This window comes from Methylobacterium gregans, from assembly GCF_022179245.1.
Classification (GTDB): Bacteria; Pseudomonadota; Alphaproteobacteria; order Rhizobiales; family Beijerinckiaceae; genus Methylobacterium; species Methylobacterium gregans.
On the sequence record NZ_BPQM01000078.1, the window covers coordinates 23026 to 39826 of the forward strand.

Genomic DNA, 16801 nt, shown 5'->3' on the forward strand with positions numbered 1-16801 from the left:
CGAGGGGGAAGGGGGAGCAGCGTCCCTGTTCACGCCATCCCCTCGGCGGCGAGCAGCTCCGCTTGGTGCTCGGTGACCAGCGCGTCCACGAGGTCGTCCAGCGCCGGGCCGGCCAGCACCTCCTCTAGCCGGTAGAGCGTCAGGTTGATCCGGTGGTCGGTCACGCGGCCTTGCGGGAAATTGTAGGTGCGGATCCGCTCCGAACGGTCGCCGGAGCCGACCTGGGCCTTGCGGTCGGCGGCGCGCGCCGAATCCTTGGCGGTGCGCTCGGCCTCGTAGAGCCGGGACCGGAGCAGCGCCATGGCGCGTGCCCGGTTCTTGTGCTGGGAGCGCTCTTCCTGCACGAACACCACGATCCCGGAGGGGACGTGAGTGATGCGGATCGCCGATTCCGTCTTGTTGACGTGCTGGCCGCCCGCGCCCTGTGCCCGCATGGTGTCGATCTTCAGGTCGGCCTCGTTGATCGCGACGTCGACCTCCTCCGCCTCGGGCAGCACCGCCACGGTCGCCGCCGAGGTGTGGATGCGCCCCTGCGTCTCGGTGTCGGGCACGCGCTGGACCCGGTGGGCGCCGCTCTCGAACTTGAGCCGGGCGAAGACGCCGCGGCCCTTCACCTCGGCCACCACCTCGCGGTAGCCGCCGACCGTGCCCTCGCTCTCCGAGATCACCTCGACGCGCCAGCCCTTCGACTCGGCGTACTTGGCGTACATCCGGAACAGGTCGCCGGCGAACAGAGCCGCCTCGTCGCCGCCGGTGCCCGCGCGGACCTCGAGGATCGCGCTCTTCTCATCCGCCGCGTCCTTGGGCAGCAGCATGAGCTGGAGTGCCCGGTGAGCCTGCTGCAACGCCGCTTCCGCCTCCGGCTTCTCCTCGGCGGCGAGCGCGCGCATCTCGGAATCCTGGCCGGGCTCGTCGATCATCGCCTCGATGCCCGCGAGGTTGGCGACCGCCGCCCGGTAGGCGTGGATCGCCGCCACCACGGGGTCGAGGTCGGAGAGCTCGCGGGAGAGCTGCACCACGGCGTCGGACTCGAGGGTGCCGGCCGCGAGCGTCGCGGTGACGATGTCGTGACGCGTCAGGATCGCGTCGAGGCGCTCGGGGGGAAAGGGGATCATCGCCCTGGTATGTTCGTGACTAAGGAGTGGCGGGAACGGACGCGCGGCGCGTCTGTCCCCTAGATGGGCACGCCGTGGGCCTTCGCGAAGGCCGCAAGCGCGGGCCGCAGGCTGTCGCCGTCGTGCCCCCGGGCCATCTCGGCGTCGAGGAGCGCGGTGACCGCGCCCGCGTCGAGGCTGAGCACCATCGCCTTGACCGGGCCGATCGCGGCCGGCGACATCGAGAAGTTGCGGAACCCCATGCCGATCAGCGCCATGGCGTCGAGCGGGCGCCCGCCGATCTCGCCGCAGACCGTGACCGGGCAGCCCGCGGCCTCTGCCCGCTCCGCGATCAGTCGGAAGGCGCGGATCGCCGCGACCGAGAGCGGGTCGAAGCGGTGCGCCACGCGCCGGTTCTCGCGGTCGACCGCGAACAGGAACTGCATCAGGTCGTTCGAGCCGACCGAGAGGAAGTCCGCCTCCCGGGCGATCTCGTCGATCTGGAACAGCAGCGACGGCACCTCGATCATCGCGCCGAGCTTGCAGTCGGCGGGCAGCGCGTAGCCGTGGCGGCGCAGATGCGCCTTCTCCCGCTCGACGATGGCGCGCGCGCGGACGAACTCGTCGACCGTCGCCACCATCGGAAACATGATCTTGAGCGGGTGCCCGTCCGAGGCCTTGAGGAGGGCGCGCAGCTGGACGCGCAGCAGCGCCGGGCGGTCGAGGCCGATCCGGATCGCCCGCCAGCCGAGCGCCGGGTTCTCCTCCTCGAGCTTGGGCATGTAGGGCAGGATCTTGTCGCCGCCGATGTCGAGCGTGCGGATCGTCACCGGCTTGTCGCCCGAGGCCGTGAGCACCGCGCGGTAGAGCGCCTGCTGCTCCGCGGCCGAGGGCATCCGCTGCGCCACCATGAACTGCAGCTCGGTGCGGAACAGGCCGACGCCCTCCGCGCCCGTCTCGTTGAGGTGCGTGAGATCGACCAGCAGGCCGGCATTGAGGTGCAGGCCGATCCGCACTCCGTCCCGGGTGACCGCCGGCACGTCGCGCAGCGCCCGGTACTGCTCCTGCCGGCGGGCGCGCAGGCGCACCATCTCGGCATAGGCCGCCTCGATCTCGGGGCCGGGCCGGACATGGACCTCGCCCGCCACCGCGTCCACGATGATGCCGTCGCCGGAATCGCAGAGCGCCGCGGCGTTCTCGACCTCGCTGACCGCCGGGATGCCGAGGGCCCGCGCCACGATCGCGACGTGGCTCGTCGGGCCGCCCTCCTCCAGCACGAGGCCGCGCAGGCGCGCCGGCTCGTAGTCGAGGAGCGCGGCCGGACCCATTGAGCGGGCGACGAGGATCGCGTTCTCGGGGAGCATGCCGGGCAGGCCCACCGCCTCGTGGCCGATCAGCTCGCGCAGCAGGCGGTTCGTCAGGTCGTCGAGGTCGTGCAGGCGGTCCCGGAGATAGGGGTCGCTCTGGCGCATCATCCGGGCGCGGTTGTCGGACTGCACCCGTTCGACCGCGGCCTCGGCGGTGAGGCCGGAGCCGACCGCCTCGCGCATCCGGCGCAGCCAGCCCTTGTCGTGCGCGAACATGCGCACGGTCTCCAGGACCTCGCGCGACTCGGCGGTGCCGATCTTGTCGCCGCGCTCGACCAGATCGTCGATGGCCGAGCGCACGTTCTCGATCGCCGCCTCCAGCCGCGCCGTCTCGCGCTCGCTGTTCTCGGCGATCAGCCGCTTCACGACGATGCGCGGCTCGTGCAGCACCACGTGGCCGAGGCCGATGCCCTCGGCCAGCACCGTGCCGCGCACGCTCACCGCGCGGCGCGCGGCGGTGCCCGCATCGGGGGCGAGCGCCTGCAGCTCGCCCGAGGCGATCATCTCCGAGAGCACCATCGCGGTGGTCTGGAGCGCCTCGATCTCCTCTTCCGAGTAGACCCGGTAGGTCTTGTTCTGGACGGTCAGGACGCCCAGCGTGTTGCCGGCCCTGAGCAGCGGCACGCCGAGGAAGGCGTGGAAGGCCTCCTCGCCCGTCTCCGGGCGGTAGGAGAAGGCCGGGTGCTGCTGGGCGTCGGAGAGGGCCAGCGGCTCGGCGGTCTTGGCGATGAGGCCGACGAGGCCCTCGTCCGCGCGCATGCGGGTGAGGTGCACGGCCTCGCGGTTGAGGCCCTCGGTCGCGAACAGCTCCAGGGTGTTGTCGTCGCGCAGGACGTAGACCGAGCAGACCTCGGCCACGACGTTGGCGGCGATCAGGACGACGATCCGGTCGAGGCGCGCCTGTGCGCTGACCGGCTCCGCCATCGCTTCGCGGAGGCGGCGCAGCAGCAGGCGCGGGCCTCCGGGCGCAGCGGGCATCGTCTCGTCATTCCAGCGTCAGGGGCCGGTTCGGCGTTCACCAGCCCTGCAACCTTGACGCCAGACGGCGTGGGCCGCGCAGGCGCCCTCCCCCCGGGTTCAGGCCTGATCGAGGCCGTATAGCGAGTGGAGCGTGCGAACGGCAAGCTCCGTATAGGCCGCGTCGATCAGGACCGAGAACTTGATCTCCGAGGTGGTGATCGCCCGGATGTTGATCCCCTTGGCGGCGAGCGCCCGGAACGCCTTGGCGGCGACACCCGCGTGCGAGCGCATGCCGACGCCGATCGCCGAGACCTTCACGACGTCCGTGGCGCCCTCGATCTGGGCGAATCCGATCGCCTCCGCCTGCTGATCGAGCACCGTGCGGGCGCGCTCGTAGTCGGCGGCCGGGACCGTGAAGGTCATGTCGGTGGTCGACTGGTCGCCCGAGACCGTCTGGATGATCATGTCGACGTTGATGTTGGCGTCGGCCAGCGGCCCGAAGATCGCCGCGGCGACGCCGGGGCTGTCCTTCACGCGGCGCAGCGTGACCTGCGCCTCGTCGCGCGAGAAGGCGATCCCGGTGATGATCTGCTGTTCCACGATGTCGTCCTCGTCGCAGATGAGGGTGCCGGGGCGCGCGGCGTCCGGCGGATCGAAGGAGGAGCGCACGGTGGTCGGCACCCGGTGCACCATGGCGAGCTCGACGGAGCGGACCTGCAGCACCTTGGCGCCGAGCGAGGCCATCTCCAGCATCTCCTCGAAGGTCACGCGCTCCATGCGCTTGGCCTTCGGCACGACGCGGGGGTCGGTGGTGTAGACGCCGTCCACGTCCGTGTAGATGTCGCAGCGCTCGGCGCCGATGGCCGCGGCGACCGCCACCGCGCTGGTGTCCGAGCCGCCGCGCCCGAGCGTGGTGAGCCGGCCGGTCTCGGCGTGCATGCCCTGGAAGCCTGCGATCACCGCGACCTCGCCGCGCTTGAAGCCGGCGTCGAGCCGCGAGCCGTCGATCTCCGCGATGCGGGCCGAGCCGTGCGCGTCGGAAGTGAGGATCGGGACCTGCCAGCCCTGCCAGGAGCGGGCCGGGATGCCCATCTTCCGGAGCGCGACGGCGAGGAGCCCGGAGGTGACCTGCTCGCCCGAGGCCACGACCGCGTCGTACTCGGCGGCGTCGTAGAGCGGGTCGGCGTCCTTGACCCAGGCGACGAGCTCGTTCGTCTTGCCGGACATGGCCGAGACCACCACCGCGACCTCGTAGCCGGCCGCGACCTCGCGGGCCACGTGGGCGGCCACGTTGCGGATCCGATCCACGTTGGCGACGGACGTGCCGCCGAACTTCATCACCAGACGGGGCATGTCGCGTCCGCGCTTTTGCCTGAAAGAAGCGTCCCGGTGCCGCGGACGGGGCCCGCCGGCTGTACCGGTTCGGGTTTGGGCGGGTACAAGCGGGGGGAGGGGCTGTCAACAAGCCGACCGACAGGTCGGAGGCAGTCTGAAGTCAAGCGTCACGGAACGGATCGGGCGAGCATGGCCGGGGCAGGCACGGAAGGAACGGCGGGCCGGGTCGAACCGGGTCGCGTCGACTTGGCCGAGGTGGCGCGCTTCGACGCGCTCGCCGCGACGTGGTGGGACGAGGCCGGGCCGATGCGGGTGCTGCACCGCTTCAACCCGGTGCGCCTCGCCTACATCCGCGACCGGGTCTGCCGGCATCATGGGCGCGCGGCCGACCGGCCCTTCGCGCTGGAGGGCCTGAGCGTCATCGATATCGGCTGCGGCGGCGGCATCCTGTCCGAGCCCCTGGCGCGCCTGGGGGCGGAGGTGACCGGGCTGGAGCCGGCGACGCAGAACCTCGCGGCGGCCCGGGCGCACGCCGAGGCGGGCGGCCTCGCGATCGACTACCGCGCCGACACGATCGAGGCGGTGGCGGCAGGCGGCGCCCGCTTCGACGTGGTCCTCGCCATGGAGGTGATCGAGCACGTGCCCGACCCCGAGGCCTTCCTGCGGGCGGCCTGCGCGGCGGTGAAGCCCGGTGGTCTCCTGTTCGCCGCGACCATCAACCGGACGCTGCGCTCCTTCGCGCTCGCCATCGTGGGGGCCGAGTACGTGCTCGGCTGGCTGCCGCGGGGCACCCACGACTGGGACAAGTTCATCACGCCGGACGCGCTGAAGCGCATGCTGCGCGCGGGCGGCGTCACGCCGGTCGATACGCAGGGCGTGGTCTACAACCCGCTCAACGACGGCTGGCGCCAGAGCCGGGACACGGCGGTGAACTACATGGTCGCGGCCGAGAAGCCGGCCTGAGCGCCCGGGCCCGGCCCGAAAGTCCCCTTGCGGGGCGGCGCCCGCCGGGGCATCGCGCGGAGGATCAGACGACGGGCGAGACGACGGGCGAGACGATGGCCGAGACGATGGGGAGGACGCGATGCGGGCGCTGATGTGCACGAGGCTGGGCAAGTCCGAGGATCTGAGCCTCGAGACCCTCCCGGACCCGGAGCCCGGCCCCGGCCAGGTCCTGGTGCGGGTGCGGATCGCGGCGCTCAACTTCTTCGACACGCTGATCATCGCCGGCCGCTATCAGGTGAAGCCGTCGCTGCCCTTCTCGCCGGGCGGCGAGGCCTGCGGCGTGGTCGAGGCGCTGGGGCCGGAGGTCCAGGGCTTCGCGGTCGGCGACCGGGTGGTCGTGCACGCCAAGTTCGGCACTTGCCGCGAGCACGTGGTGGCCGATGCGGGCCAGCTCACCCGGGTGCCCGAGGGCGTCTCCGACGAGCAGGCGGCCGGCCTCACCATCACGTACGGCACCTCGCTGCACGCGCTTCGGAACCGGGCCCGGATCCGGTCGGGCGAGTGGCTCGCGGTGCTCGGCGCCTCGGGCGGGGTAGGGCTCGCGGCGGTGGAACTCGGCGCGCTGATGGGCGCCCGGGTGATCGCCTGCGCCTCCTCGGAGGACAAGCTCGCGGTTGCGAAGGCGCATGGCGCCGAGATCGGCCTCGTATACGAGCCGGCGACCCTGAAGGATGCCCTGCGCGAGGCCTCGGGCGGCGGGGTCGACGTGGTCTACGACGCGGTCGGCGACGCCTTCGCGGAGCCGGCGTTGCGGGCGCTCCGCTGGCGCGGGCGCTACCTCGTGGTCGGCTTCGCGGCCGGCGAGATCCCGCGCCTGCCGCTGAACCTGATGCTCTTGAAGGAGCTCGACGTGCAGGGCGTCCACTGGGGCGCCTTCCTCGACCGGGACCCGGCGGCGCACCAGGAGAACCAGCGCCAGCTCCTCGCCTGGGTGGCGGAGGGGCGGCTGACGGCGAAGGTCCACGGGGTCTACCCGCTGGACGAGTACGAGGCGGCGCTCGGCATCCTCACCCGCCGCGAGGCGGTGGGCAAGGTGCTGCTGCGCGTCTAGGACGGTCGCGGGGCTGCCTCAGAGCAGCCCCTTCTCCCGGGCGAGCTTGACCAGATCGACCTGCGGCCGCGCGCCGATATGCTGGATCACCTCGCCGGCGGCGAGCGCGCCGAGCTTGGCCGAGGCGACGTTGTCGAGACCGCGGGCGTGGCCGGCCAGGAAGCCGGCGGCGAAGAGGTCGCCCGCGCCCGTGGTGTCGACCACCTCGGCGACGGGCGAGGCCGGCACGGCGCGGACCTCGCCGCCCTTCACCACCACCGCGCCCTCTTCCGAGCGGGTGACGAGGCCGAGCAGGTGCAGGCCGCGCCCGTTGCGCTCCTGCGCCAGCGCCTTCACGGCGGCCTCCGCATCCTCGGTCTCGTAGAGGCTCTTCAGCTCGCCGATATTGGCGAACAGGATGTCGATGCTGCCGTCGCGGATCAGCCCCAGGAACTCCTCGCGGTAGCGGCCGACGCAGAAGGCGTCCGACAGGGTCAGCGCCACGGCGTTGCCGGCGCTGTGGGCGATCTGCACCGCCTTGCGGAAGGCCTCCTTGGCGGCCGGGGGATCCCAGAGGTAGCCCTCGAGGTAGGTGACGCGGGCGCTCTCGACCACGGCCGGGTCGACGTCGGCGGGCGAGAGGCCCTGGCAGGCGCCCAGATAGGTGTTCATGGTGCGCTCGCCGTCGGGCGTCACCAGGATGAAGCAGCGGGCGGTGGCCGGTCCCTCGATCGCGGCCTTCACGGGGAAATCGACGCCCACCGCCTTCAGCTCGTGCGCGTAGAGTCCGCCGAGCTCGTCGTCGCGCACCTTGCCGATGAAGGCCGTCCGCGCGCCGAGCTTGGCCGCGCCGACCGCCGTGTTGGCGCCCGAGCCGCCCGAGACCACGGTGGTCGGTCCCATCGCGGCGAACAGGGTCTCGGCCCGGGGCTCGTCGATCAGCGCCATCGCACCCTTCGGCACGCCCTGCTCGGCCAGGAAGGCCTCGTCGGTGCGCGCGATCAGGTCGACGATGGCGTTGCCGAGCACGAGGAGGTCGAGGGGAGCGGTCATGCGGGCGTCCTGTTCCGGTTTGCCGGCCTGTCGCACCGGCGCCGGCAGGGGTCAAGCCGGGGGACGGGCTGGGAACAGGCCGGCCAAGTCGAGATCCAGGCCCGGCGGATCGAGCCTCAGCATGCCCTCCGCGACGATGCGGGTCTCGATCAGGTCGCCGTCGCCGCGCCGGTGGTGGATGATGAGGCGCTTCACGGCGTCCACGATGAGATAGTGCTGAACGCTCGGGATACGGAAATAGCCGGTCAGCTTCTCGCCGCTGTCGATGGACCGCGTGCTCGGCGACAGGATCTCGACCACGACGATGGGATCGGCGATCTCGATCGCGTCCTCATCGATGTATGCACCGCACTGAACCAGGGCATCGGGCTCGTAGACGGTCTCCCTGTCCACCCGAACCGTCATGCCGTCCGCGAACGCCTCGCAGGAGAGATTGCCCCGCTCCAGGGCGCGCTCCAGAGCGCGCTGGACCCTGGATTTGGCGCGGGCATGGCGCGCCCGCTGCGGCGACATCGTGACGACCGCGCCGGCATCCAACTCGTAGCGGCCCGGCCGGCCCTCGGCCCAGACCAGGAACTCGTCCGCCGTCATCCGCGGCGGCGCATCAAGCTTCGGCGTTGGGCTCATGGAGCCAGACTAGCACGATTCGCCCGCCGCGGATCTCACTGCCCCTGCAGCGCCTTGACCTCGCACTGGGCGTAGTCGGCGCTGGCCTTCACGTAGGCGTTGAGCTTCTGCACGTAGGCCTCGGCGATCGGCCGGAAGGCGCCGATCTGCGCGTTGTAGGCCTTGATCTGGTCGCTGTAGGTGTAGGCCTCCCAGCCGGGACAGCCGCCCTTGGCGTCGAGGCAGGCGGGCTTCTGCGGCAGCGCGGGCTTCTCGGGGCGCTCGGCCGCGGGCGGTGCGGCGGGCGCCGTGCAGGCGGCCGAGGCCGGGCCGGAGATCGCAAAGGCCGGGATCGTGGCCAGGATCAGGACCGTGTGCCGCATGGAACGCCTCCGCGCGGCCGGATCGCCCGCGGTCACGGCTTCTGCGGCATCGCGCGGGTCGGGACAAGGCCGGGCGCCGGGCGCGGCGCGGCCCTGGGGCTCTCCGGCCGGCCCCGCACCGCGTTGACGAGCGGCAGCAGCAGCCCGATGCCGAGTACCCACCAGGCCGGCCGGATCGGGCCGGAAAAGTCGAGGTTGGCGCCGAGCACCAGCCCGGCCGGCACGCCGCTCTTCAGGCCGTACCACGCGGCCTCCAGCAGCGCGGTCAGCAGAGCTGTGCCCAGCGCGAGGAGGAGGAGTGACCAGGGCCGCATCGGCACGGAGAGGCGGTGCATCAGGCGCCAGCCCATCAGCAAAAGGAACAGGCCGGTCCAGAAGACCGGGTCGGTGACGTCGATCTTCGACTGAAGAAAATAATGCAGCAGCCCCAGCGCCGCGATCGGGTAGACGATCCGGTGCAGGCGGTTCCAGGTAGGCCCCATCCGGCGGATCGCGCCGTCGGTCGAGGTCCAGCCGAGCGCCACGAGGCCTGCGAGTGCCACGAACCCGATCGTCAGGTAGATGCGCAGGGCGATCTCGGAGACCACCTTCGCGAGGTCGACGTTCTGATCGACCACGTAGAGGACGAGGTGGGCGAGTGCGTAGGCCAGCGCCGCCAGCCCGAGCATGCGCCGCAGGTTGATCAGCCGCGGCCAGTCGGCGATCCGGCGCAGCGGGCTCACTGCCAGCGTGGCGAGAAGCAGCCGGACCGCCCAGTCACCCGTGCCGTGGATCAGCGCGGTGATGGGCTTCGCCCCGAGCGCGTCGCGGGCATAGGCCTGCACGAGGTAGAGGCCGGGCGCCAGCACCAGCAGGAAGCAGAGGAGCTTCAGGGCCGAGAGGCGGCCGGCCCGGTCGAGCCAGGGGAGCGGCAGAGTCGTGCGTGCGGGCATGCGGGGCGTGGTTCGGCTCGAAGGTGGCCGGAGAACGGCCGGGCGGCGCAGGGTGACGCATCCGAGATGTGTCCTCGGGCTCTTCGCCGCGCCGCCTCCTCGGTTACGGCCCGTGGCCTCCCGCCGCAGGGGAGGGCGCTCAGCCCTCCTTGCCGTCCTTGCCGGCCTTCGTGCCGTCCTTCGGGGTGAGCTTCAGGATCCGGCCGTCCTCGTCGTCGGTGACGGCGTAGACTGCCCCGTCCGGCCCGACCCGCACGTCGCGGATGCGGGCGTCGAGGGGCACGCGCTCCTCCGTCACCACCTTGTCGCCGTCGAGCTTCACCGCGACGATGCCGCCGCTGACGAGGCCGCCGATCAGGAACTGGTCCTTCCAGGCCGGGAACAGGCTGCCCGTGTAGAGCGCCATGCCGGAGGGGCCGATGACGGGATCCCAGTAATAGACCGGCTGCACCGTGCCGGCCGCCTGGGTGACGCCGTCGCCGATCTTCTCGCCCGAGTACTCGATGCCGTAGGTCGCCACCGGCCAGCCGTAGTTCAGGCCCGGGCGCGGCCGGTTCAGCTCGTCGCCGCCACGCGGCCCGTGCTCCACGGTCCAGAGCCGGCCCTGGCCGTCCAGCGCCGCCGACTGGACGTTGCGGTGGCCGTAGGACCAGATCTCCGGTCGCGCCTTGTCGCTGCCCGCGAAGGGGTTGTCCTTCGGGGCGTTTCCGTCCGTGTCGATGCGGAACACCTTACCGAGGCCGCTCGCGAGATCCTGCGCCTGGACGCGCGGCCCCTTGTCGGAGCGCTCGCCCACGGAGACGAAGAGCTTGCCGTCGCCCGCGGGCACGATGCGCGAGCCGAAATGCTTGTCGCCGTCGTAGGCCGGCGTCTGGCGGAAGATCACCTTCAGATCGTCGAGCTTGGCCCCGCCCTTGCCGTCCTCCACCAGCTTGGCGCGCGCCACCGTGGTGCCGTTGCCCTTCTCGCGGGGCTCGGAATAGCTGAAGAAGATCGTGCGGTCGGAGGCGAAGCCCGGGCTCAGCGCCACGTCGAGCAGGCCGCCCTGGCCTCGGGCATCGACCTTCGGCACGCCCGCGATCGCCGGGCCCGGCGTGCCGTCCTTGGCGACGAGGCGGATCTTGCCCGCCTTCTCGGTGACGATCATGCGCCCGTCCGGCAGGAACTCCATCGCCCAGGGGCTGTTCAGGCCCTTCACGGCGGTCGCCACCGCGACCTCGGTGGCCTGGGCGGGCTTCGGGGCACGGGTCTGGTTCGGCAGCAGCGGCTTGTAGGTGGTGTTCGGCGCCTCGGTCTCGGCCGGACTGGTCCCGGCCGAAGGTGCGGCGGGTGCGCTGAACGCGTCGCCGCCGATGCGAGAGGCGGGCGTCTCCTGGCCGGATGCCACGCTGGCGAGGCCGAGCGTCGCCGCGGCGGCGAGGGCGAGGGAAGCGATGCGCGTCACCGAGAATCCTCCAGATGTCCGCCGTCCGTGGAAGGCGGCGACCGGGTCCGTCGCGCAGGAGATGGGGCGCGAAGGCGGGACTTCGAGGCTCGGGACGGGACGCCGCGATGCTGCGCTTGCGCTCCGGGCTGCCGGCCCCTCGGGAAGACGGTCGGCCGTCATGCGTGGTGGTGCGCCGGGACACGCCGCATGAGGAAGCCGGGGACCGGCCATGCGGCTCGGGAACCCTGCCTTGACCGGACCGGAGCCCGTCGCCAATTCTGCCGCATTGCGGTCGGCGCCGCGGACACCTCTTCGCGCCGCCCGCGCTGACGAAAGGGACTGTGATGGCGACGGTGAAAGTGACCGACGCGAGCTTCGAGCAGGACGTTCTCAAGTCCGCCGAGCCCGTGGTCGTGGATTTCTGGGCGGAGTGGTGCGGTCCCTGTCGGCAGATCGGCCCCGCGCTGGAGGAGATCTCCGCCGACCTCCAGGGCCGTGTGAAGATCGCCAAGATCAACGTGGACGAGAACCCGGGCGTGGCCGCCCAGTTCGGCATCCGCTCGATCCCGACCCTGCTGTTGTTCAAGAACGGCGAGCGGGTGGACCAGAAGGTCGGCGCTGCCCCGAAGGGCGACCTCGCCCGCTGGATCAGCGCCCAGACCGCTTCGGCTTGAGGCCGACCGGCCGGGCGGCGCGTGCCGCCGGGCAGGTCCGGCGTGGTACGCGTCGAACGAGAAAAGCCCGGCCGCGAGGCCGGGCTTTTCGGTTTCAAGACCCAGTTTTTTATGGCTCGGAGCCCGGGCGCGGCCCGGGCTCCGGCGGATCGGCTTAGTACGAGCCGAACTTGTAGTTCAGACCGGCGCGGACGACGGCGAACGAGTTGTCGTCGCGACGCAGGACGCCGTTGTTCGCGAAGACCGGCAGCAGGCCGTTTGCGGTCTGGAAGCCGCCGACGAGCGGCAGGCCGACCGTGTTGCGGTTGTTGCGGTCGAACTGGACGTACAGACCTTCGACCTTGAGCGTCACCGCCGAGGAGCGGAAGAAGTTCAGGAACGAGTCGGTCGGGAGCGCGTACTCGACACCACCGCCGGCGGCCCAGCCGGTGAGGAAGTCGTCGCTGCGGTTGTTGAAGTTCGTGAAGGCGACGCGGGCGCCGCGGTCACCCGTGGCGTAGGCGAAACCGCCGGTGCCGTAGAACAGGACGCGGTCGAAGGCGTAGCCGAGGCGGCCGCGGACGGTGCCGAAGAAGTCGAGCGTGCTGAGGACGCTGTCGACCGGCACGAAGGCGGGGTTGATCGCCAGGGCGTTGGTGGTGAAGCGGCTGCGACGGCCACCGAAGTCGAGGTACTGCGCGTCGGCCTCGAAGCCGAACACGACACCCGAACCCGGGGTGAGCTGCCAGTTGTAGCCGATCTGGCCACCGCCGGTGAAGCCTTCGTTGTTGCCGCTGTTGTAGGCCAGGCTCGAGCCGACCGGGCCGAGCACGCCCGCGGTGGTGAAGGCGCCGTTCGGCAGCTGCACGACCGGGTTGGCGCCGACCGGCACGCCGGCCGCGGTGACCTGCGTGAAGCCGTTGTTGGCGCGACGGTCGCTGGCGTCGAAGCCGTAACCGGCGTTGAAACCGGCGTAGAAGCCCGTCCAGGTGAAGACCGGAACCGGCGTGAAGACCGGCGGCGGAGCGCGGCGCGGAAGGTCGGCGGCAGTCGCGGCAGCGGTCAGCGCCGTGAACATCGCCAACGAGGTAGCAAGCTTTTTCATTGTTGTGATCCCCAGCATTTGTGCCCGATCGAGAGGCACCTTATGTGATTTTCCACAGCCAAGATGTAGCGCGGCGGCCACAGGCTTGGGGACTCGCTGGAGGGCTGCTGGCTGAACTGTGGCCAACACTTGCTTAAGACATGACGGTTCCGAGTTGCTGCCGCGGTCGTTCGGCGGCCCAGTACAGTTTTTGGTTGTTCTAAATCGCGATTGCCACTTCTGAGTGTGCGACGCGCGATGGCTGAGGGCAGGTCGGGCCGCCGGTCTCGGCCCGAATCCTGTTGAGCGCTGAAGATGCTGCGGATTCTCACGCCTGAGCGGCCCCCGCGGTCGGGTCTTCAGGCCCTGGCCTCGGGGCGGCCGGCCGCGAGAGGCCGGCGGGCGCGCTGGCCCCGGCCAGGATCGGACCTGGACCGGCCTCAGACCGGCGGTGTGCCGTTGGCAGTCAGCACCGCGCCCGCGAGGTAAAGCGAGCCGCAGATCAGGATGCGCGGCGGGGCTTCGAAGGCGATATCGGAGACACTCTCCAGGGCCGCCTCGACGCTGGGCGCCACCCGGGCGTTCAGACCCACGCCCTCGGCGATCTGCGCAACCTCCTCGGCCGGCCGCGCCGCCATCTGGCCGGCGATCGGCACAGCGATCAGCGCCCGCGACAGGCCGACGAAGTGACGCAGGAAGCCCTCCGCGTCCTTGGTTCCGAGGAGACCGACGATGAGGACGAGGGGCGCGTCGCTGCGCTCGCCGAGCTCCGCCAGGGCGGCAGCCAGGATGCGGCCGCCGTCGATATTGTGGCCGCCGTCGAGCCAGAGTTCGGAGCCGGCCGGCACCAGCGCCGCGAGGCGCCCGCGGCTCAGGCGCTGCAGGCGGCCCGGCCACTCGACGTTGCGCAGACCCGCCTCGAACGCGGCGGTCCCGATGTCGCCGAATCCCGCCGCGCGGAGCGCCGCGATGGCGGTGCCGGCATTGGTGAACTGATGACGCCCCAGCAGCTTCGGCTTGGGCAGGTCGAACAGGTCCGTCTCGTCCTGGTAGACGAGGCGCCCGCGCTCCTCGTGCACCGAGAAGTCCTGGTTGCCGACAAGGATCGGCCCGGCCCCCACGGCCTCGGCGCGCCGGCAGAGCACGGCGTCGGCCTCGGCGTAGTCCTGCGGGGCGATCACGGCCGGGCAGCCGCGCTTGAAGATGCCGGCCTTCTCGCCGGCCACGGCCTCGACCGTATCGCCGAGATATTCCGCGTGATCGCGCCCGATCGGCGTGACCACGGCGGCGGCAGGCCGGTCGATCACGTTGGTGGCGTCCACCCGCCCGCCGAGCCCGACCTCCAGGAGGAGCACGTCTGCCGGCGCCTCGGAGTAGAGCAGCAGAGCCGCCGCCGTGGTGATCTCGAAGACCGTGATCGGGTCGCCCGCATTGGCCGCCTCGCAGCGCGCGAAGGCATCGGCGAGGCGATCCTCGGGCACGAAGCTGCCGCCGCCGATCCCGCCGAGGCGGATGCGCTCGTGGAAGCGCACGAGATGGGGCGAGGTGTAGACGTGGGCGGCCAGGCCGCCGGCCTCCAGAATCGCCCGCATGAAAGCGATCGTCGAGCCCTTGCCGTTGGTGCCGGCCACGTGGATCACCGGCGGCAGGCGCCGCTCCGGATGGTTGAGCCGCGCCAGCAATTGCTGGATGCGCCCGAGCGACAGGTCGATCGTGCGGGGGTGGAGCGCGAGGAAGCGCGCCATCAGCGCGTCGGAGGAATCCATCGTCGGGCCTTCGCCTCAGGCGGCCTCGGGTGTCGACGCCGGGGCCGGTGCGGCCGCCGCCGGGCGCACGTCCATCAGCAGGCCGCAGATCCGGGCGATCGTCTCCTTGAGCTGGTGGCGGTGCACCACCTGATCCACCATGCCGTGGTCGCGCAGGTACTCGGCCCGCTGAAAGCCGTCGGGGAGCTTCTCGCGGATGGTCTGCTCGATGACGCGGGGCCCCGCGAAGCAGATCAGCGCGCCGGGCTCGGCCAGATGCACGTCGCCGAGCATCGCGTAGGAGGCGGTCACGCCGCCCGTCGTCGGGTTCGTCAGCACCACGATGTAGGGCAGGCGCGCCGCGTTGAGGCGGCGCACCGCGACCGTGGTGCGGGGCATCTGCATCAGCGAGAGGATGCCCTCCTGCATGCGCGCGCCGCCGGAGGCCGCGAACAGCACGTAGGGGGTGCGCTTCTCCAGCGCCGTCTCGGCGCCGCGCACGAAGGCCTCGCCGGCCGCCATGCCGAGCGAGCCCGCCATGAAACCGAATTCCTGGGCGGCCACGGTCATCGGCAGGCCGCCGACCCGGCCGAAGCCGATCTTGAAGGCGTCCTGCAGGCCGGTCTTGGCGCGGGCGTCCTTCAGGCGGTCGACGTAGCGCTTCTCGTCGCGGAACTTCAGCGGGTCGGTGGCGACCTCGGGCAGCGCCACGTCGATCCACGTGCCCTCGTCGAACATCATCTTCAGGCGGGCGCTCGCGCTCATCTTCAGGTGGTGCTCGGAGCCCGGGATGACCCAGTGGTTGGCCTCCACCTCCTTGTGGAAGACCATCTGGCCGGTATCCGGGCACTTCACCCAGAGGTTCTCCGGGGTCTCGCGCTTGAACAGGGTCTTGATCTTGGGGCGCACGACCTCCGAGATCCAGTTCATCGGCTCTACCATCATGCCGGCCCGTGCTTGCGTTGTCCGGAGGGCGATATCGTGGTGCTGGGCTGCGGGCGCCAGGGTCAGCGGTCGCGCCGCTCGGCGGAGCGCACGCCCGCGGCGAGCTCCCGCACGAGCCCGGCCACCGCCTCGACGGTGCCGGCCTGGGCGCGGTCCTCCCCGTCGAGCGAGCGCTTGAGCGCGTCCACGAGCGCGGAACCCACCACCACGCCGTCGGCGCTTCTGGCGATGGCGGCCGCGTGCGCGCCGGTCTTCACGCCGAAGCCCACCACCACCGGCAGGTCGGTGTGGCGGCCGATGCGCTCCACCGCCTCCGCGACCTTGCCGAAATCGGGCGTCGCCGTGCCGGTGATGCCGGTGATCGACACGTAGTAGACGAAACCCGCGGTGTTCGCGAGGACGGCGGGCAGGCGCGCCTCGTCGGTGGTCGGGGTGGCGAGCCGGACGAAGGCCAGCCCCTTGGCCAGCGCCGGCAGGCAGAGCTCGTCGTCCTCCTCCGGCGGCAGGTCGACCACGATCAGCCCGTCGATGCCGGCCGCCACCGCGTCGTCGAGGAAGCGGGCGACGCCGTAGGTGTGGATCGGGTTGTAGTAGCCCATCAGGATCACGGGCGTGTCGGCGTTGCCCGCCCGGAAGCGGGTGACGAGCTCCAGCGTCTTCGCCACGCCCTGGCCGCCCTTCAGCGCCCTGAGGCCCGCCGCCTGGATCGCCGGGCCGTCCGCCATCGGGTCGGTGAAGGGCAGGCCGAACTCGACGATGTCGGCGCCCGCCTTCGGCAGCGCCTCCAGCACCTTCAGCGAGGTCTCGGGGTCGGGATCGCCCGCCATCACGTAGGTGACGAGGGCGGCCCGTCCCTCCGCGCGGCAGCGGGCGAAAACGGCGTCGATGCGGCTCGGCATGGTCGGTGGCTGTCGGTTCGTGCCCTTGGGACCCCCGGATGCGCGGGCCCCCGCGGGCGGGGTCAAGCCGCCGCGCCTACACCATCGGGACCGGCCCGTGAAGCGCGGGCCGGTTTCGCCGATCGCCGCAAGCCCCGGTTAAGCGCCTTCGCTGACGGAGCCTTCAGGGATCCGGCGGCACGCTGCGGGTTCCCGCGGGTTCGCGCGGGGGTCGCCCGGGTTGCCCGCATGCAAGATCTCGTCCTCGCCGGTCTGCTCGTCCTGGCCGGCCTCGCGGGCGGCGC

General features: G+C 71.6%; 15 protein-coding genes. 3 read left to right on the plus strand and 12 right to left on the minus strand.

Annotation, left to right across the window (positions count from 1 at the left end; all coding sequences use genetic code 11):
- Window positions 1–29: 29 nt before the first annotated feature.
- From prfA to MFF54_RS16025, 3 genes are all read right to left on the minus strand, one after another.
- A complete protein-coding gene (gene prfA / locus MFF54_RS16015; protein ID WP_238303835.1) occupies window positions 30–1115 on the minus strand; it encodes a peptide chain release factor 1 in 1086 nt (361 codons plus the stop codon).
- 59 nt (window positions 1116–1174) lie between these two features.
- Window positions 1175–3439, minus strand: coding sequence for a phosphoenolpyruvate--protein phosphotransferase (gene ptsP, locus MFF54_RS16020; protein ID WP_238303836.1), 2265 nt, complete (start codon window positions 3437–3439; stop codon window positions 1175–1177).
- A 99-nt stretch (window positions 3440–3538) separates the two neighbouring features.
- Window positions 3539–4774 carry an aspartate kinase gene (locus MFF54_RS16025; protein ID WP_238303837.1) on the minus strand — a complete coding sequence of 412 codons (1236 nt, stop codon included), beginning with the start codon at window positions 4772–4774 and terminating at the stop codon, window positions 3539–3541.
- Between the two features lie 171 nt (window positions 4775–4945).
- Here MFF54_RS16025 and ubiG point away from each other — a divergent pair, with 171 nt between their 5' ends.
- Together ubiG and MFF54_RS16035 are read left to right on the plus strand one after the other, a co-directional pair.
- Entirely contained in the window at window positions 4946–5719 is a 774-nt protein-coding gene (ubiG, locus tag MFF54_RS16030; protein WP_238303838.1) for a bifunctional 2-polyprenyl-6-hydroxyphenol methylase/3-demethylubiquinol 3-O-methyltransferase UbiG, read from the plus strand.
- A gap of 121 nt (window positions 5720–5840) precedes the next feature.
- Window positions 5841–6812: an NADPH:quinone oxidoreductase family protein gene (locus tag MFF54_RS16035; RefSeq protein WP_238303839.1), complete on the plus strand. Its 972-nt coding sequence runs from the start codon at window positions 5841–5843 to the stop codon at window positions 6810–6812.
- Window positions 6813–6830: 18 nt separating this feature from the next.
- Here the strand turns inward: MFF54_RS16035 and MFF54_RS16040 are convergent, their stop codons facing one another.
- The 5 genes from MFF54_RS16040 to MFF54_RS16060 form a co-directional block, all read right to left on the minus strand.
- Window positions 6831–7844 (minus strand): adenosine kinase, encoded by a 1014-nt coding sequence (locus MFF54_RS16040; protein WP_238303840.1) that lies wholly within the window; start codon window positions 7842–7844, stop codon window positions 6831–6833.
- 51 nt (window positions 7845–7895) lie between these two features.
- On the minus strand, window positions 7896–8435 hold the full coding sequence (locus tag MFF54_RS16045) for a Uma2 family endonuclease (protein WP_238303841.1): 540 nt from the start codon (window positions 8433–8435) through the stop codon (window positions 7896–7898).
- Window positions 8436–8506: 71 nt separating this feature from the next.
- On the minus strand, window positions 8507–8833 hold the full coding sequence (locus tag MFF54_RS16050; RefSeq protein ID WP_238303842.1) for a hypothetical protein: 327 nt from the start codon (window positions 8831–8833) through the stop codon (window positions 8507–8509).
- A 32-nt stretch (window positions 8834–8865) separates the two neighbouring features.
- Window positions 8866–9765, minus strand: a complete 900-nt coding sequence (gene msrQ / locus MFF54_RS16055; RefSeq protein WP_238303843.1) for a protein-methionine-sulfoxide reductase heme-binding subunit MsrQ — start codon at window positions 9763–9765, stop codon at window positions 8866–8868.
- A gap of 139 nt (window positions 9766–9904) precedes the next feature.
- Window positions 9905–11209 (minus strand): PQQ-dependent sugar dehydrogenase, encoded by a 1305-nt coding sequence (locus MFF54_RS16060; RefSeq protein WP_238303844.1) that lies wholly within the window; start codon window positions 11207–11209, stop codon window positions 9905–9907.
- Between the two features lie 326 nt (window positions 11210–11535).
- On the opposite strand from MFF54_RS16060, the gene trxA reads away from it, so the two are divergent.
- Complete coding sequence (gene trxA, locus MFF54_RS16065) at window positions 11536–11865, plus strand: thioredoxin (protein ID WP_066920759.1); 330 nt, start codon at window positions 11536–11538, stop codon at window positions 11863–11865.
- Window positions 11866–12019: 154 nt separating this feature from the next.
- Here the strand turns inward: trxA and MFF54_RS16070 are convergent, their stop codons facing one another.
- From MFF54_RS16070 to trpA, 4 genes are all read right to left on the minus strand, one after another.
- Window positions 12020–12949 carry an outer membrane protein gene (locus tag MFF54_RS16070; protein ID WP_238303845.1) on the minus strand — a complete coding sequence of 310 codons (930 nt, stop codon included), beginning with the start codon at window positions 12947–12949 and terminating at the stop codon, window positions 12020–12022.
- A gap of 419 nt (window positions 12950–13368) precedes the next feature.
- Window positions 13369–14694, minus strand: coding sequence for a bifunctional folylpolyglutamate synthase/dihydrofolate synthase (locus tag MFF54_RS16075; protein ID WP_238303846.1), 1326 nt, complete (start codon window positions 14692–14694; stop codon window positions 13369–13371).
- A 15-nt stretch (window positions 14695–14709) separates the two neighbouring features.
- Entirely contained in the window at window positions 14710–15615 is a 906-nt protein-coding gene (accD, locus tag MFF54_RS16080) for an acetyl-CoA carboxylase, carboxyltransferase subunit beta (RefSeq protein WP_238303851.1), read from the minus strand.
- 65 nt (window positions 15616–15680) lie between these two features.
- Entirely contained in the window at window positions 15681–16517 is an 837-nt protein-coding gene (gene trpA / locus MFF54_RS16085) for a tryptophan synthase subunit alpha (protein WP_238303847.1), read from the minus strand.
- Window positions 16518–16801 lie beyond the last annotated feature (284 nt).

Bases quoted from the DNA above. Each gene is read 5' to 3' on its own strand.
- MFF54_RS16050 (WP_238303842.1), bottom strand. From the start codon at position 8,833: ATGCGGCACACGGTCCTGATCCTGGCCACGATCCCGGCCTTTGCGATC.
- MFF54_RS16075 (WP_238303846.1), bottom strand. From the start codon at position 14,694: ATGGATTCCTCCGACGCGCTGATGGCGCGCTTCCTCGCGCTCCACCCC.
- MFF54_RS16025 (WP_238303837.1), bottom strand. From the start codon at position 4,774: ATGCCCCGTCTGGTGATGAAGTTCGGCGGCACGTCCGTCGCCAACGTG.
- accD (WP_238303851.1), bottom strand. From the start codon at position 15,615: ATGGTAGAGCCGATGAACTGGATCTCGGAGGTCGTGCGCCCCAAGATC.
- prfA (WP_238303835.1), bottom strand. From the start codon at position 1,115: ATGATCCCCTTTCCCCCCGAGCGCCTCGACGCGATCCTGACGCGTCAC.
- ptsP (WP_238303836.1), bottom strand. From the start codon at position 3,439: ATGCCCGCTGCGCCCGGAGGCCCGCGCCTGCTGCTGCGCCGCCTCCGC.
- MFF54_RS16045 (WP_238303841.1), bottom strand. From the start codon at position 8,435: ATGACGGCGGACGAGTTCCTGGTCTGGGCCGAGGGCCGGCCGGGCCGC.
- MFF54_RS16070 (WP_238303845.1), bottom strand. From the start codon at position 12,949: ATGAAAAAGCTTGCTACCTCGTTGGCGATGTTCACGGCGCTGACCGCT.
- trpA (WP_238303847.1), bottom strand. From the start codon at position 16,517: ATGCCGAGCCGCATCGACGCCGTTTTCGCCCGCTGCCGCGCGGAGGGA.
- msrQ (WP_238303843.1), bottom strand. From the start codon at position 9,765: ATGCCCGCACGCACGACTCTGCCGCTCCCCTGGCTCGACCGGGCCGGC.
- trxA (WP_066920759.1), top strand. From the start codon at position 11,536: ATGGCGACGGTGAAAGTGACCGACGCGAGCTTCGAGCAGGACGTTCTC.
- MFF54_RS16035 (WP_238303839.1), top strand. From the start codon at position 5,841: ATGCGGGCGCTGATGTGCACGAGGCTGGGCAAGTCCGAGGATCTGAGC.
- ubiG (WP_238303838.1), top strand. From the start codon at position 4,946: ATGGCCGGGGCAGGCACGGAAGGAACGGCGGGCCGGGTCGAACCGGGT.
- MFF54_RS16040 (WP_238303840.1), bottom strand. From the start codon at position 7,844: ATGACCGCTCCCCTCGACCTCCTCGTGCTCGGCAACGCCATCGTCGAC.